Origin of the sequence: Parabacteroides faecalis (assembly GCF_022809355.1) — a bacterium.
GTDB classification, from domain to species: Bacteria; Bacteroidota; Bacteroidia; order Bacteroidales; family Tannerellaceae; genus Parabacteroides; species Parabacteroides faecalis.
On the sequence record NZ_JAKZMM010000002.1, the window covers coordinates 12175 to 29460 of the forward strand.

The 17286-nt window shown below is 42.2% G+C and carries 11 protein-coding genes and 1 tRNA gene; 5 read left to right on the top strand and 7 right to left on the bottom strand.

Annotated elements, in window-relative coordinates; translation table 11 throughout:
• Positions 1 to 105 precede the first annotated feature (105 nt).
• On the bottom strand, positions 106 to 1053 hold the full coding sequence (locus tag MUN53_RS00860; protein WP_243323021.1) for a FecR domain-containing protein: 948 nt from the start codon (positions 1051 to 1053) through the stop codon (positions 106 to 108).
• Positions 1054 to 1251: 198 nt separating this feature from the next.
• Between MUN53_RS00860 and MUN53_RS00865 the strand changes: the two genes are divergently transcribed.
• Positions 1252 to 3477 (top strand): alpha-L-fucosidase, encoded by a 2226-nt coding sequence (locus MUN53_RS00865; RefSeq protein ID WP_243323022.1) that lies wholly within the window; start codon positions 1252 to 1254, stop codon positions 3475 to 3477.
• Between the two features lie 91 nt (positions 3478 to 3568).
• Here MUN53_RS00865 and MUN53_RS00870 read toward each other — a convergent pair whose 3' ends face one another.
• From MUN53_RS00870 to MUN53_RS00885, 4 genes are all read right to left on the bottom strand, one after another.
• A complete protein-coding gene (locus tag MUN53_RS00870) occupies positions 3569 to 5194 on the bottom strand; it encodes a RagB/SusD family nutrient uptake outer membrane protein (protein WP_243323023.1) in 1626 nt (541 codons plus the stop codon).
• A 12-nt stretch (positions 5195 to 5206) separates the two neighbouring features.
• The gene (locus MUN53_RS00875; protein ID WP_243323130.1) at positions 5207 to 7846 is read right to left on the bottom strand and encodes a SusC/RagA family TonB-linked outer membrane protein; all 2640 of its coding nucleotides are present in this window, start codon (positions 7844 to 7846) and stop codon (positions 5207 to 5209) included.
• Between the two features lie 186 nt (positions 7847 to 8032).
• Positions 8033 to 8575, bottom strand: coding sequence for an RNA polymerase sigma-70 factor (locus MUN53_RS00880; RefSeq protein WP_243323024.1), 543 nt, complete (start codon positions 8573 to 8575; stop codon positions 8033 to 8035).
• A 255-nt stretch (positions 8576 to 8830) separates the two neighbouring features.
• Positions 8831 to 10237: an amidophosphoribosyltransferase gene (locus MUN53_RS00885; RefSeq protein WP_022454888.1), complete on the bottom strand. Its 1407-nt coding sequence runs from the start codon at positions 10235 to 10237 to the stop codon at positions 8831 to 8833.
• 375 nt (positions 10238 to 10612) lie between these two features.
• On the opposite strand from MUN53_RS00885, the gene MUN53_RS00890 reads away from it, so the two are divergent.
• From MUN53_RS00890 to MUN53_RS00905, 4 genes are all read left to right on the top strand, one after another.
• Complete coding sequence (locus MUN53_RS00890) at positions 10613 to 12583, top strand: alkaline phosphatase (protein WP_243323027.1); 1971 nt, start codon at positions 10613 to 10615, stop codon at positions 12581 to 12583.
• Positions 12584 to 12809: 226 nt separating this feature from the next.
• Positions 12810 to 12883 (top strand) — tRNA-Thr (locus tag MUN53_RS00895).
• A gap of 81 nt (positions 12884 to 12964) precedes the next feature.
• The gene (locus tag MUN53_RS00900; protein WP_243323030.1) at positions 12965 to 13585 is read left to right on the top strand and encodes a flavodoxin family protein; all 621 of its coding nucleotides are present in this window, start codon (positions 12965 to 12967) and stop codon (positions 13583 to 13585) included.
• 109 nt (positions 13586 to 13694) lie between these two features.
• Positions 13695 to 14582, top strand: coding sequence for an Rpn family recombination-promoting nuclease/putative transposase (locus MUN53_RS00905; RefSeq protein WP_243323031.1), 888 nt, complete (start codon positions 13695 to 13697; stop codon positions 14580 to 14582).
• A gap of 60 nt (positions 14583 to 14642) precedes the next feature.
• On the opposite strand, the gene MUN53_RS00910 is transcribed toward MUN53_RS00905, so the two are convergent.
• Positions 14643 to 15599, bottom strand: a complete 957-nt coding sequence (locus tag MUN53_RS00910; protein ID WP_022454892.1) for an N-acetylornithine carbamoyltransferase — start codon at positions 15597 to 15599, stop codon at positions 14643 to 14645.
• 16 nt (positions 15600 to 15615) lie between these two features.
• On the bottom strand, positions 15616 to 17277 hold the full coding sequence (locus tag MUN53_RS00915) for an AMP-binding protein (RefSeq protein WP_022454893.1): 1662 nt from the start codon (positions 17275 to 17277) through the stop codon (positions 15616 to 15618).
• Positions 17278 to 17286: the final 9 nt, after the last annotated feature.

Consider the following 17286-nt stretch of genomic DNA (forward strand, 5'->3'; position numbering starts at 1 on the left):
TCGATTTAATTCCCGTTAGTGTCAGAATACTGACTTTTTTGAGCCGGGCTATGTGGCAGCATTACCCGGCTTCTTGTTTTGTTCTTTCATTTATCCATAGGCACTTTATTTTATTGTTATTACATTCTGTTCGTTATCTTTTACATAACGGAAATGATGTTCCATCTGTAAAACCTTCAACACCTGTTCCACGCCGTCTTTACTCCGGAACTTTCCCGTATAACGTTCCTTCAAAAAGGCCTGATTCTGATGTTGTATCTCCACATCAAAATACAAAGACAACTTTTCCATAATCTTGTAAATTGGTTCATCCAGAAAACAGATCAAACCTTCTTTCCATTTGAAATAATCCGGATTCTGAATAAGTCCCGAATAATATTGCCCATCCTTGAAATAAACCATCTCTCCCGGTTTCATCGAATGAGGTTCCCGCAACCTCGATGATTCCAGTAAGACACTTCCTTTTAATAAAGCTACTTCAAAGTCGGCTTCTTCTTCATAGGCCGAAACATTAAATTCTGTTCCCAATACCTTTACATCCACTTTCGAAGTCTTTACGACAAATGGCACTTTTTCATTCCGGCGGACTTCAAAATAAGCCTCTCCTGAGAGTTCCACCGACCGAGTATCTTTCTGAAAAGAAAGTGGATAAACCAATTTGGAATGAGCATTCAGCCATACTTTCGTACTATCCGGCAACATCAGTTCTGCGCGTTGCCCAGCAGGTACATATAAAGTTTGGTACAGGGGTCGTTCTTCCGTATCTTGTTCTGACTGTCTGAACTCCCATCCATATTGAATCCCCAATACCAGTAAGATCACAGCTGCGATCTTGACGAGTTCGACTCCTATCGAACGAAGCTTTATTTGCTTTGCCCGTTTCCGAAGTGTTTGAGCAGCCGACTGGTTCATCACGGAGATGTCGAATGCTTTATGTAAAGCCATGAACTCTTTCACATGCGCTTCATCCGCATCCAGCCAATCGACAACTTGTTCCGCTTCTTTTGCCGTTACTCGTCCTTCAATATATCGTTGTAATAATTCGTAATCCATCTGTTTTTTATCCGTTTCATTAATATGACAATTCAACCCTAAAAATCCCTGAACAAAAAATCCACTTTTTTCAGAAAAAAATCAAGAAGTCGATATTCTAGTATATTTTATCTGTTTCGTGTTAGGAGAAATAACTGATATTCTTTTTCTTTGTTCTATCAAATAAAAACGGATTGCAAACCTAAACAACAAAATGACATGAGAACTATTTGGAGTTTATTGGGTGCCACGTTGCTATTGACGGCTTGTGGTACAAATCAGCAAGAGCAGATGGCGTTTCAAAACACGATTCCAATCGAGCCAAATGACACTAAAGAAATGATTATCGAAAAGGCGGCTCACGTGGTTCCAACAGAAAACCAGTTGGCTGCTCTTCATAATGAATACATTGCATTTATCCATTTCGGCCCCAATACATTTACCCGCCGTGAATGGGGAACAGGTATGGAAGATCCTAAAATCTTCGACTTGAAGAACTTGGATACCGACCAATGGTGTGAAACCATGAAGGCTGCCGGCATGAAGATGGTTATTCTGACAGTGAAGCATCACGATGGCTTTGTATTGTGGCAAAGTCGTTATACAACACATGGAATTATGTCGAGTCCATTCCAAAATGGAAAGGGAGATGTATTGAGAGATTTATCTGCATCTTGTCAGAAATATGGACTAAAGTTGGGTATTTATCTTTCTCCGGCTGACTTATTTCAGATAGAAAGTCCGGATGGTCTGTATGGAAACCTGAGTAAATATACCAAAAGAACGATCCCACGTGAAGTGCCGGGTCGTCCGTTTGCCAACCAGACTAAGTTTGAGTTTGAGGTAGATGATTACAATGAGTATTTCCTTAATCAGCTGTTTGAATTGTTGACCGAATACGGCCCTATTCATGAAGTATGGTTTGACGGAGCACATCCGAAGCGGAAAGGTGGACAGCGGTATAATTATACTGCTTGGAAAGAATTGATTCACAAACTGGCTCCGCAAGCTGTTATCTTTGGTCGGGAAGATGTCCGTTGGTGTGGTAATGAAGCCGGGAAAACAAGAGATACCGAATGGAATGTCATCACTTATCCGCACAATCCGGATACAGCAACGGTTTTCGTTGATATGACGGATACAGATCTGGGCAGCCGCGAGGTTTTGTATAAAGCGAAATACCTGCATTACCAACAAGCAGAAACGAATACCTCTATCCGTGAAGGTTGGTTCTATCGGGATGATACACATCAGAAAGTAAGAAGTGCCGACGATGTGTTTGATATTTACGAACGTGCTGTCGGCGGCAATTCAACCTTCCTGTTGAATATTCCACCCAATCGCGACGGACGTTTCTCTCCAGCCGATGTAGCCTCTCTGACGGAAGCAGGCAAACGGATCCGGAAGACTTACGGTACCAACTTGTTGGAAGGAGCCAAAGGTCCGGAAGAAGTTTTGGATAAAGATGAAAATACGTATGTGGAACTGGATGGTAAGAAGAAAGAGATCACAATCTCAACGCCTCAACCTATTACGTTCAACCGTTTGCTCTTGCAGGAAGCAATTGCTTCTCATAGTGAACGAGTAGAAAAACATGCGGTAGATGCTTGGATAGACGGCGAATGGAAAGAGATTGCCCAGGCTACAAATATCGGATACAAACGAATCCTCCGTTTCCCGGATGTGACAACCAACAAGATCCGCGTACGCTTCCTGGAGAACCGGGCGAATCCGGCTATCCATACCATCACGGCTCATCATTATCAGGCACGTCCGCCTCAGTTGGATTTCATCCGTGATTTATCAGGAAATGTCAGCATCGAGCCAAAGGTACAGAACTTCAAATGGAATCAGTATGGCGAGAACGCATCCAAGAACTTAAGTCAAGGTTATACCATTTATTATACAACAGACGGCAGTACTCCGACCACCTCATCTACTCCATATACAAAGCCGTTTAAGATGGAAAACGGAGAAGTGAAAGCTTTTGCGGTATTAAATGAGATGGAAGGTGCCATGCAATCGGATCGTTTCGGATGGATCAAACAGGATTGGAAATTGGTATCAGCCAGCAGTGAAGCCGATAATCATCAGGCAGCTTTGGCATTCGACGAGCAACCTTATTCTTACTGGTTGTCAAAACCCGGAAAGAATCAATCCATTACCATCGACTTGGGAGCTTCACGTGAACTCAAGGGATTTGCTTACACACCGCAAACAGTTAATGCAGAAGGCATGATGGAAAAAGGAGTATTCTACATCAGTGCTGACGGAAAGAGTTGGAAAAAAGCAGAAGATTTTGAATTCGGAAATCTGATCAACGACCCGACCAAGCGCCAGCATTACTTCCAGCAACCGGTTTCTGCCCGCTTCGTTAAAATAGAAGCTACCCGCATCGCCGCCGGAGGTCAAGTAGTAGCTATTGCAGAATTGGATTTGTTCTAAACTTCACGAAACATCTTTCGTAGAATTAACTCATATAGAAAAGCCCCCTCGGAGAGATTCGAAGGGCTTTTCTCTTTTTCCCGGTCTTTCTTTAATATCCCGGATTTTGTGTCAGCTGTTTATTCAGTGTAAGTACATTGTCGGGAATCGGGAAAACAGTGGTATAACCATTTTCTTCTTGCGGTAACTGCGGGCGACTGCTATAAGTCCTCGTAAACCGGCCAAAGCGAACCAGGTCTTGTCGGCGCCAGCCTTCCCAAGCCAATTCCAACTGGCGTTCTGCCAGAATATTCTCAAGCGTAGCTTTCCGTTCCGGCATTCCTACCCGCCGACGTACTTCGTTGAGTTCGCTGTCACCATTTTCTCCATTTCTCACTTTGGCCTCACTCTTCATCAACAAAGCATCTGCGTAACGGAAAAGGACGATATCATTGTCAGATAATTTCCCGTCTTTCGTTCCCTGACTATCTACTTCGTATTTCTTCATCCGTGCTCCTGCCGTCTTCTCAGCAGCCAGTCCTGAAAGATCCAGCTGAATATCCCAAGGAAGATACTCCAAGACCGTTCCATTATCCAACCGAACCGTATCACCGTTAAAGTCAAATACTACTCCTGCAAAATAGCAGGCGTCAAAACGGGTATCAACAGAATCCGTTCCATAACCAAATGTCTGAAGGGTTTCGATGGTAGCACTCGATCCATTCTCGCCTCCCAACCCATACGCCTTTGCATGATTATAATGACGGGAACGGAACAGATTCTGCATTTGGTTCGCATATAAATTCTTATCCATCGGGATGGTAAAGACATTCTCTTCCGAACCTTCGTTATAGACTTTAAAGTTATCGGTATAAGCCGGAGAAAGCCGATAACCGCAAACTGTCAGCGAATCACAATACGCCATCGTTGTTTGCCAGGCATTCAGGTAACGATCACCAACCTTAAAATAAATAGACTTTCCATCCGGGCGAGCTGTAGTCGTCCACCGGTCATGTAAATAGACTTCACAGTTTAATGCCAGTTTAGCCAACAGGAAAAATGCCACCGGACGCGTCACCCGTCCGTAATAATCACCCGGATAATTACTTCGTTCCAAACTCAAATCGGGTAACGCGACCTGAAGTTCATCCACGATAAACCGGAATACCTCACTCCGTTCGCTTTGCTTAACATCTTGCATAGGCGTGGACGACGACAATACCAACGGAACACGTCCGAAAAGATCTACCAGATAATAATAGTATAAGGCACGGATTGCCCGGACTTCCGCCAAATAAGGCGATAATTCGTACTCCGGATATTGTTTCTGCAAGGTCTGTAAGATTTCCAGAGATTTATTACTTAATACGATTACCTTATACAGATATTCCCAGGTTGCCTGAATTGCATAATTATTCGTTCCCCAACGATGTAAGAACAGTCCTTGCCAGAAACCACCGTCATACCAGTCGCCACCCCGTGTCGGGAGCATAGCTTCGTCCGTCGTAAACGTATTCAAGTCGTACACGCCGCGATATGTTCCTTGCAGACCTTGACTATCACTATTCCCTCCTATATAATTATATAAGGTAGCAACTGTATTCAGATAAATATTGGCTGGCGTATCAAAAGCTTCTTCCTCCGAGATCTGATCACGCGGATGCTCTTCCAGGAATTTACTGCATCCCATTAACAGGAAAAGACTACTTATATATAGAAACAAACTGAACTTCTTCATACCCGACAAACATTAAAATTGGAAATTCAAACCGATTGAATACGAACGGGCCACCGGGTAATTCCGTTTATCATCAACTCCCAGTGTACTGTTCACAATCGAACTATTAATCATTGGCGTCAAACCGGAATAAGCGGTTATGGTTGCCAAATTATTTACAGACGCAGACAGGCGTAAGTACCGAATATATTTCTTCAGTTTCCCCAAAGGAACATTCCAGCCAACTGTCAGATAATCAAAATTGACATAGTCTCCGTTTTCCAACCAATAATCGGTAGCAGTCTGGTCTTTGATTCGTTGTTCGGGAGCACCTTTCATAACGTTATAATCCGGGAAACTACCCATATTCATATAACTCAGTGCCGTTCCGTTATAAATCTTATGTCCAAATGCCCCATTAATCTGCAGGGAGATATCGAAGTTCCGGTAACGGAAACTGAAGTTTGAACCCAGCATTGCCTTCGGTGTGGCTTGTCCCGCCACATAACGGTCTTCTCCATCCTCCAGATTGACACCGTTTCCATTCAAGTCTGCCACTTCGTAGCGATAACTGCCGTCGGCCTGTTCTACCAATCCGGTACAATGCGGTAGATAGAAAACGCCCAACGACTCTCCTACAATCTGATATACAATATGATTGTTTCCTCCGTGAAAACCTGCTCCATTCAGACTGGCAATCGGCGTATATTGTGGGGCCGACATATATTGCCCGTTATACATACCGCTTAACGACAACAGTTTATTCTTCTGAAAGGCAACATTCACGTTGATATTCAATTCCATATCTTTCTTCTGAAGCGGAGTGATGCCTAATCCCAATTCAACTCCACTATTCTCCATCGAACCTAAATTCGCCAATAACTTATTATAAGCAAACGGAGGGACACTGACATCATACAGATATAACATATCACTCGTTTTAGCATGATAGTAATCTGCCGCCAAAATCAGCCGATTCTGGAAGAAACCAGCATCCAGTCCGACATTGAACGTCCGCTTCACTTCCCATTTCAAATCGGGATTAGCATTTCGGATCACACCCATCGTAACAGTCGGTGCTCCGTTTACCGAAACAACCCCATTCGGTTTCATCAACTGTAAAGAATTATACGAATCAATGGCTCCTAAATTTCCTGAAACACCATAACCCGCACGCAGTTTCAGGTTATTTAGAAACGAGACTTCTTTCAGAAAACCTTCTTCCGACAAGATCCACGCCAGGGATGTAGAAGGGAAGAAGCCCCAACGGTTATTCTCTCCTACTTTAGACGAAGCATCCGCACGGGCATTGGCGGTCAGGACATATTTCCCGTCGTACACATAATTGAAACGCGCCAGGAATGAAGCCAACCGGGGCGATTCATAAAACGAACCCGTTCCTTCCCACAAGCGGACAGCACCTGCCTGCAAGTTATTATATCCATACTGATCGGTAGTAAAGTTGGTCACAGTGGTATAAAATCCGGTCAGAATCTTTTTCTGGACTTCCGCCAATCCCAGGACATCCAACTTATGCTTTCCCCAGGTATTGGTATAGCTCAGCATCATGTTCCCGAGCAAATCTTCCGTCTTGTTCTCCCCTTTGTAAGCTTGTCCGTGTGCCCAGACCGAAGTGGGCAAATACTGCGAATTTTCTATGACATTATAGGAATACGAGCCAAAAACCGAAAACGTCAGATGCCGGTTCAGTAAGAGAGAGAATTTCATGTGGGTATTAAAGTGAGCATTCGATTCATCATCCTGTACCTCCAGCCAAGCCAACGGATTGGTGATCTGACTGGCATTCGTAATCTGATCCCACGAACCAGTTTCCGGATTTCGATGATTGGGGAAAGTCGGATTGAATGTCGCTGCCGAATAGAAGGTCTTTTGTTCATCTGTCAGGTAATTGTTTTTCTGCAACGAACCAAACAAACCCATATCCAACTGGAAACGATCCTGAAAGGCCTTTTGCGAAAGATTTACCTTAGCGGTAAAATTCTGATAAGCATTATTCTGTACCACCTCTTTCCGATCCATCATACCAATAGAAGCCCGGTAATTGGTTGTATTCGTTCCGCCTCCAAAGGCTATATGATGATTTTGCATGACTCCCAAACGAGTAATCTCTTCGGGGAAATTCGTCTGGTTACCTAAATCCAGAATATCCATATTCAGTTGTCGCGCTACGGCCCGGAATTCATCGGCCGAAAGCATTTCCAAATTCTTATAAACCGACTGAACACCGTAATTCCCGGTATAACTTACCCGAAAAGATTCACTTTTTCCTTTCTTGGTTGCTACCTCAATTACGCCAGAAGCACCCCGCGATCCGTACTGAGCAGTCTCGGACGCATCTTTCAAAATCGTGAAACTCTCAATATCTGCCGGATAAATCGTATTCAATGCACTCAAATCTGCCGATACTCCGTCAATAATTACCAAGGGATCATTTCCTCCCGTCAGAGAAGTTGTACCTCTGACACGCACCGACGACAGCATGGCTGCCCGGTTTTCACCTGAAGAAATACTGACACCCGCCGATTGTCCGCTCAAAGCTTCCAAGGGTGTCGTCACAAATCCTTTATTCATCCGCTTTTCAGAAACTTTATCGACAGCCCCCGATAAGGTTTGTTGGTTTCCGACGGCATATCCGATCTTGATTTCCTCCATTCGCAATGAATCTATCCGCAATGTATCTGAAGAGATTAACTCCACTTGCCCCTTCGCGCCCAGCGAAAAACCCAGGAAACAGGCTATCAATAACGGGCACACATGTGTTTTACTGGTACGATCCATAAAGCTTTTTATTTCAAAACAAGTAAACTCAAAAGAAAGTTTACTTTCATTAGCTTTAATTTACAAGAACCACCAAAACACCGGTAAATAATCTTTCAAGGCTATGCGAAGTACTTTCAATGATTTGGTAATATGATATTCTACACTTTTGGGAGCCAAGTGCAAGGTTTCGGCAATTTCCTTTACCGACATCTGTTCATATCGGCTCATGATAAAGATCTGACGTGTCTGTTCGGGCAAAGAAGCCAATGTATCCTCCAGAATACGGGTTATCTCCGAAGAAAACATCTCTTCCGGATTACAAGCCTGCAAGGTAGCGATCCGATAAGAAGTATCCCGTATCTGCTTGTCCGAAATATCTTCCATTGCCTCCCACTCTATAGCCTGATGTTTCAAATAATTCAATGCTTTATTCTTCAAGATAGTCGTCAGCAATGCCAATGGAGTATTTACCGTTTCAGTCTTCAAAGTCTCCCATAATTGAATCAAAGCCTCTGAAGCAATATCCTCGGCCACCATATCATCACGTACATACGACTTCACAAACAGGAAGGATCGCTTGTAGTACTGCGTATATAATCCACTGAAACTGATATTATTCATGGCATAAGAAGTATATTCTTCCAATCGAATCCGCAGTAAAGTTAATGAAAAGTTCGCATCAACAAAGAAAAAGGTAAGAGTATTTACGTAAAAATTAATTTACTTTTAATTGATTCACCTTGGTGAATTAAACAAATCACCCGGGTGAATTAATCAATTCAGCTATATGAATTAATTGATTCACCCGGGTGATGCAAACTAAAGCTTATCTATTTTAACTTAATTATCGCCTCTGATACAAGAGTTTATCACCTATTAAAAATGACTGCTTCCATCGAAACAATGCGTACATACCTTACATTTAGGTAATCCGATCGCTTCAATCAGTGTTTCCAACGTATTGAATTTCAACGAACTCAAGCCGAAACGTTCTGCAATGATGGATACCATTTTCTTATACTCCGGAGAATCGGTGGTAGCATACTTGTCCAGATTCTTGTTTTCATCGCCTTCCAGTTCCTTAATAATACGGCGTGTGATCAACTCCAAATCACTCTTGGAAGAAGTAAATCCGATGAAAGGACAACCATAAATCAACGGCGGACAAGCAATACGCATGTGTACTTCTTTGGCTCCATAATCATACAGGATCTTTACGTTATCCCGCAACTGAGTTCCACGGACAATCGAATCATCGCAGAACAGAATCCGCTTACCTTCCAACATTGAACGGTTCGGAATCAGTTTCATTTTGGCTACTAACGAACGTAACTCCTGATTGGCCGGAGTAAAACTGCGGGGCCAGGTCGGCGTATATTTAGCAATGGCCCGGTGATAAGGAACTCCTTTTCCTTCAGCATAACCCAAAGCCATACCTACTCCCGAATCCGGAATACCGCAGGCACAATCTACTTCCGAATGGTCTTTCTGCCCCATCTTGTATCCACAGGCAAAACGCACTTCCTCCACATTCTTTCCTTCATAACTGGAAACGGGGAAGCCGTAATATACCCACAAGAACGAACAAACCTGCATACCTTCATTCGGTTTGCGCATTTGTTCCAATTCATCGGCACGCAAACGGATTATTTCGCCCGGTCCTACGAATTTCTCTATCTCATAACCTAAGTTAGGCAAACTGCTCGATTCGCTTGTTGCCGCGTATGCTCCGTCTTTTTTCCCAATGACAATCGGAGTTCTTCCCCATTTATCACGGGCAGCGATAATACCGTCTTCCGTCAACAACAGCATCGAACAAGATCCTTTGATCCGGTTATACACATTTTCAATACCTTCTACGAAATCCTTACCTTGCGTAATCAACAAGGCAACCAGTTCCGTCTGATTCGTCTTTCCGGAGCTTAATTCAGAAAAATGCATATTGACAGCCAGCAAATCTTTTTCCAGTTCGTCAATATTATTGATCTTAGCTACCGTAACAATCGCAAACTTTCCTAAATGAGAATTGATAACGATTGGTTGTGCATCGGTATCACTGATGATACCAATACCGGCATTTCCTACGAATTTAGGCAAAGAAGCTTCAAACTTGGTTCGAAAATAAGAACTTTCCAGATTATGAATAGAGCGAGTAAACCCATTTTCTTTATCGTATGTCGCCATACCGCCTCTACGGGTTCCCAGATGTGAATTGTAGTCCGTACCATAGAACAAATCAGTAGCACAGGCCGACTTTGAGATAGTACCGAAAAAACCACCCATTGTGTTTATTCTTATTATTAAGTTTTTGAAATATGGGTGCAAAAATACAAAATATCGGCCATCTGTAAAAAAGGAGCAATCAAAAAACATCTTAATTTGTGGTGGATACACTTTACATTTTGTCAGTCAAGAAACCCTTTATTGGCTGAAAGCCTCTCACAAAAAGCATCTTTCTTCATCTCCGATTGAACGAAAACTCAGAAGCCTGTCACTTTTATTGAACCGGTCATTACCCTATTCGCTGATTTTACTATAAATTTGCCAGCAAAGGGAAGATCGCACAATGTATCCACATTGTCATCCGGATGTCATCGGATATTCATCCCTGAAAAATAAAAAAGCAGTTACTTTACAATCTATTCAATGAATAAGCAGATGAAACTAAAACACATGTACAAACAGTTAAGCCTGCTGGCTTTTATCGCCATCGGTTCCATCGGATCATTAATGGCTCAGTCCCGTATTTATATTCATTCGCACAATGATTATTGCCAAAGTGTACCTTTTTATCAGGCCTATTCCCAAAAGGTCTATTCCATTGAAGCCGATATTTACACTAATGCCGACGAGACTGGTCTGCTGGTAGCTCACGACCGGGACGAACTTCCCACAGCCCTTACAATTGACGAACTGTATATCTCGCCGATCGTAACCCAATTCAAGCGAAACCAAGGAAAAGCCTGGGCCGACAATGAGCATACATTACAATTGATGATCGACATGAAAACAGCAGAACATCCTACATTAGATATATTGGTAAAGAAACTCCAGCAATATCCCGAAGTATTTGATCCGTCGGTCAATCCGAAAGCCGTAAAGGTATTGATCACAGGCAATACACCTAAACCGGAAGATTTCAAGAACTATCCGGAGTTTATCTTTTTCGACGGAAGACCTCAATATGACTACACGCCGGAGCAACTGGAAAGAATCGGACTGGTCAGCGACTCGTTCGACAAGTATTCAAAATGGAACGGCAAAGGAGCTATGGTGGCTCCGGAAAAAGAGAAACTCAATCAGGTCATTCAGAAGGTACATAACTGGGGAAAACCGGTCCGCTTTTGGGGAACACCCGACGGTGTGACTGCCTGGAATACATTTCATGAAATGGGAATTGATATCATCAATACCGACAAACCAGAATTATGTTCAGACTTCTTCAAGGATTTCGAACGTAAAAATATGCAATTGGCAGAAAAGACAGCCTTACAAGCTTCGGAAGAAATCGCAAAGACGAATCGATTGGACAAAGCAACCCGTTCTTTTGGTGGTTTCGATCAATCAGCCAGCCAACTAAGCCAGCCGGTTGAAACCTATCAACCTACCTTTCAGTCGGATAATGCCAATCGAACGCCTAAGAATATTATCCTAATGATAGGTGATGGCATGGGACTGGCACAAATCTGTGCGGCACAGACAGTCAACCAAACACTGACGATGTTGCAATTGAAGCACATCGGACTACAAAGAACGCATGCCAAAGATCAATATACAACTGATTCGGCAGGAGCAGGCAGCGCAATCGCCACCGGAGAACCAACCTGCAACCGACATATCAGTACCAATGAAGATGGAAGTATCAATCCTTCTTTAACCGAGATATTGGCACCACGTCAATACGCCTGTGGAATCGTAACTTTAGGTAATATAGCAGATGCAACACCGGCAGCCTTTTACGGACATACCACGGAACGAGATCAAACCGACGAAATTACCCGCTGGTTATTAAAAGGCAACTTGACTTTACTCAACGGTTCCGGCATGTCGGCACTTACAGATAGAAAAGACGGTACAAACCTCAAGGACGAATTATCCAAACAATACCTTATCTCTTCCTCTATAGAGGAAATCAAAACCCATGGAGAAAAGGAAATCTGTTTGGATGAACAGATGGGGAAAGCCACCACGGAAGAAAGTTTACCTCTTCTGGCAGAAGCTACACAAAAAGCGATTCAAAAGTTAACAAACGCCAGCAGCAAAGGATTCTTTCTAATGGTAGAAGGGGCGAAAGTTGATTATGCCGGACATGCCAACTACTTACCCGGCTCTGTATTGGAAACACTCAGTTTCGATCAGGCGGTAGCAGAAGCCCTCAGATTTGCAGACCAAAACGGAGAAACACTGGTTATAGTGACTGCCGACCACGAAACCGGAGGTTTGACATTAGTTGACGGAAATCTGGAGAAAAGAAAAGTGACCGCCCGGTATATGACCGACGATCACACACCGATTATGCTTCCTGTTTTCGCCTATGGTCCTGGTTCATCTAAATTCTGCGGAACTTATCCCAATACAGAAATATTCCATAAAATCTTGGAAGCCCTAAAAATCCAACAAAGACCATAAGCGATAACAGTAATACATATTTTAACATATACGTAATATTTAATATTTCAATCACTTATACTAAAAACAAGAGATAGAATAAAAAAAGATCTTGCAAATTCAGAAATTATATCTACCTTTGCAGTCGGGTAAGTCCTACACGGCAAGCTCCCTCGGAATCCCCCAGGACTTGACCGTAGCAAGGGTACTTGGTTGTAGCGGCGCGATGTAGCTAGCTTACCCATCTGCCTCTTTAGCTCAGTTGGCCAGAGCACGTGATTTGTAATCTCGGGGTCGTTGGTTCGAATCCGACAAGAGGCTCAAAGGAAAGCGGGAAAAGATAACACTTTTCTCGCTTTTTTTGTCATTATACAGTACATCATCTCACTAAATATCAAAAATATGAAAGTCTTATTAGTCAATGGAAGTCCACATCACAAAGGATGTACTTTCACCGCTCTACAAGAAATAGAAAAGGAATTACAGACACAAGGTATAGAGACAGAAATATTCTGGATCGGTATTCGCCCGCTCTCAGGTTGTATGGGATGTAATTATTGTCTGGAAGCCGGTCGCTGCTGTATGGAAGACTCCGTAAATCAATTCTTGGAAAAAGCACAACAAGCTGATGGCTTTATATTTGGTTCACCCGTTCATTTTGCATCAGCTACAGGCGCACTGACTTCGTTTATGGATCGTGTATTCTACGGACGTGCCAAATTATTTTCTAACAAACCGGCTGCTGCAATTGCCAGTTGCCGCCGCGGAGGTTCTTCTACCACCTTCGACCAGCTCAACAAATATTTTACCATTAGCAATATGCCCGTTGTTTCATCCAACTATTGGAATACCGTACACGGAAACACACCAGAAGAAGTAGCTCAAGATATCGAAGGTTTACAAACGATGCGTATCCTCGCCCGTAATATGGCTTGGTTACTTAAATGCATTGAAGCCGGCAAACAGGCAGGTATCAATCCACCCGCGTTTGAAGCGCGTACCAACACGAACTTCATCCGCTAAATTGGCCTTAATCATATAGGAATTAAGCTGTGGACTAATATAAATCAGGAAATAAAGCAAGTATCAAAAAAGAATACATAAATTTGTAGGAAACCAAAAAACTATAGCAATGGATAAATATGTACGTTTCGACTGGGCGATGAAAAGAATGCTCCGGGATAAAGCCAATTTTGCTGTCCTGGAAGGTTTACTTACGGTGTTATTGGAAGAACCTATTCACATTCTGGAAATCTTGGAGAGTGAAGGAAATCAACAATCGGAAGATGACAAATTCAATCGCGTAGACATCAAAGCCAAAGACAGTAAAGATGAAATTATTATTGTAGAAATCCAGAATACAAGAGAATTGTATTATTTGGAAAGGATTCTTTATGGCGTAGCAAAAGCGATTACCGAACACATTACGCTCGGACAATCATACCAGGCTGTTAAGAAAATCTACTCCATCAGTATCCTGTATTTTGATATCGGAAAAGGAAGTGATTATTTATATCACGGACAAAACCATTTTATAGGAGTACACACCAAAGACGAACTGGTTATTTCTACTAAACAAGAAAATGCGATTCTTCATAAATTACCGGCTAAAATATTTCCTGAATACTACCTGATTCGTGTCAACGAATTCAATCAGGTAGCTAAAACCCCATTGGAAGAATGGATCAGTTACCTAAAAAACGGAGTCATTCGTCCTGACACAACAACTCCCGGTTTGGTGGAAGCGAGAGAAAAGCTTCAATACTATAATATGAGCTCCGAAGAACGCCATGCCTATGATGAGCATATCAATGCAATCATGATACAAAACGATGTTTTAAATTCGGCCAAATTGGAAGGAAAAATCGAAGGTCGAATAGAAGGCATGGCCGAAGGAAAAGCTGAAGGGAAAGCTAAAGAAAAACGGGAAATAGCGAAAAAACTAAAAGCGATAGGAATCTCCATAGAGCAAATCAAACAAGCTACCGGTTTAAGTAGTGAAGATATTGAACAATTATAAATAAAAAGAAAACGTATCCTTAAGAAAGATCTTAAAGGATACGTTTTCTTCATTTTACCATTATTTTAAACCTTCCAATATTTTCTTCAATACGGTTTGCGCTGAAATTTCACGATTTGCAGCTTCCGGAATAACGATACTTTGCGGACTTTCAATGACATCATCGGTCACAATCATATTTCTGCGAACTGGTAGACAGTGCATAAAATAAGCATTGTTTGTCAAAGCCATCTTCTCTGTATCAACAGTCCAGTTACGATCCATATTGATCACTTTTCCATAATTAGGATCCTGATAGGCAGCCCAATTCTTTGCATAAACGAAATCAGCACCTTCCAAAGCCTTCTTCTGATCATATTCTACTTTGGCATGACCTACAAACTTAGGATCCAATTCATATCCTTCCGGATGTGTAATGACAAACTCATAGTCTGTCGCATTCATCCATTCAGCAAAACTATTGGGAACAGCCTGAGGCAAAGCTTTCGGATGCGGAGCCCACGTCATAACAACTTTCGGACGAGCGGTTTTCTTATATTCTTCAATCGTTATCAGGTCGGCAAAACTCTGCAACGGATGACGTGTAGCAGCTTCCATACTAAATACCGGACGTCCAGAATACTGAATAAACTGATTCAAGATCTTTTCATTATAATCATCTGCCTTATTCTCAAAACGGGCAAACGAACGAACACCAATAACATCACAATAGCAACCCATAACCGGTATAGCCTCTAACAAATGTTCAGGTTTGTCTCCGTCCATAATGACACCGCGTTCAGTTTCCAACTTCCAGGCACCTTGATTCACATCCAACACGATTGTGTTCATGCCTAAATTCATCGCAGCTTTCTGTGTACTCAAACGAGTTCGTAAACTTGAGTTGAAGAAAATCATCAACAAGGTCTTGTTCTTTCCCAACTCAGAAAACTGGAAACGATCTTTCTTAATCTCAAACGCTTCTTTAAGGGCCTGCTGTAAATCCCCTAAATCCTGTACACAAGTGAAATTTCTCATTTTAGCTGATTCTATATTATTTTACCTGATGATCTTTATCTCTGATTTCTACCCGACGAATCTTTCCACTGATTGTCTTAGGCAACTCATCCACAAATTCAACCACGCGAGGATACTTATAAGGAGCTGTAACCCGTTTCACATGATCCTGTAATTCCTTAATTAAGTCCTCTCCGGCTTTGTCCTTATATTCTTTAGACAAGACAATCGTTGCTTTTACGACTTGTCCACGGATCTCATCCGGAACTCCAGTTATGGCACATTCTACCACTGCAGGATGAGTCATCAAAGCACTTTCCACTTCAAACGGACCAATTCTATATCCCGAACTTTTGATAACATCATCGGCACGACCAACAAACCAATAATACCCATCTTGATCTCGCCAAGCAACATCACCAGTATAATATAACCCGTCATGCCAAGCCTCACGTGTGCGTTCAGCATCCCGGTAATACTCTTTAAACAAACCTAAAGGTTTTCCATTCTGTGTATGAATCACGATCTGACCTTGCTCACCATCTTCAGCAGATGTACCATCCGGACGAATCAAATCAATATCATATTGAGGATTAGGCATACCCATAGAACCCGGTTTCGGTTCCATCCAAGGGAAAGTTGCAATTGTCAATGTTGTTTCCGTCTGCCCAAATCCTTCCATCAACTTAATACCTGTCAGTTTATAGAAAGTTTCATATACAGCTGGATTCAAAGCTTCACCAGCAATCGTACAATATTGCAATGATGACAAATCATATTTAGTCAAATCTTCCCGAATCAAGAAACGGAAAATTGTTGGAGGAGCACAAAGAGAAGTTATCTTGTAATCCTGAATCATACGAAGCATATCTGCTGGCGTAAACTTCTCGTGGTCATAAACGAAAACTGTTGCTCCCGCAATCCATTGGCCATAAAGTTTTCCCCAAACAGCTTTACCCCAACCTGTATCAGCAATGGTCAAATGCAAACTGTCACGATGCAAGTTATGCCAATAACAACCCGTTGTAATATGACCAAGCGGGTAAGTAAAATCGTGCGCAACCATCTTAGGATTTCCTGTTGTTCCTGAAGTAAAATACAACAATGAAATATCATCATTACTATTAGCATGTACAGGACGTACAAAGGCTGGCACATTTTCCCATTCTTTATGAAAATCATGGAAACCGGAAGGAACAAATGGTCCGACTGAAACTACGTGTTCAATCGTGGGAGATTCAGGAAGCGCGTCCTCTATATGTTTGGTAATAACTTCTTCTCCTGCGCAAACAATCATCTTAATATCGGCGGCATTAGCACGATAAACAATATCTTTCTTGGTCAATAAATGCGTTGCAGGAATAACTACAGCCCCCAGCTTATGCAAAGCAATAATTGAAAACCAAAACTCATAACGGCGTTTCAATATCAGCATGACCATATCACCTCGTCCAATACCCAAGGATTGGAAATAGGCCGCTGTCTGATCTGTATATTTCTTCATTTCGGCAAATGTAAAGTCTATATGTTCCCCTTTATCATTTGTCCAACACAAAGCTTTCTTCTCTGGTTCTTCTTCTGCCCAAGCATCTACGACATCATACCCAAAATTAAAATTCTCAGGTACATTTACTTTAAAGTTCTTTTTAAAGTCTTCTTGTGAAACAAAAGAAGTCTGACCTACAAATCTTTCCAACATAATCTTCTT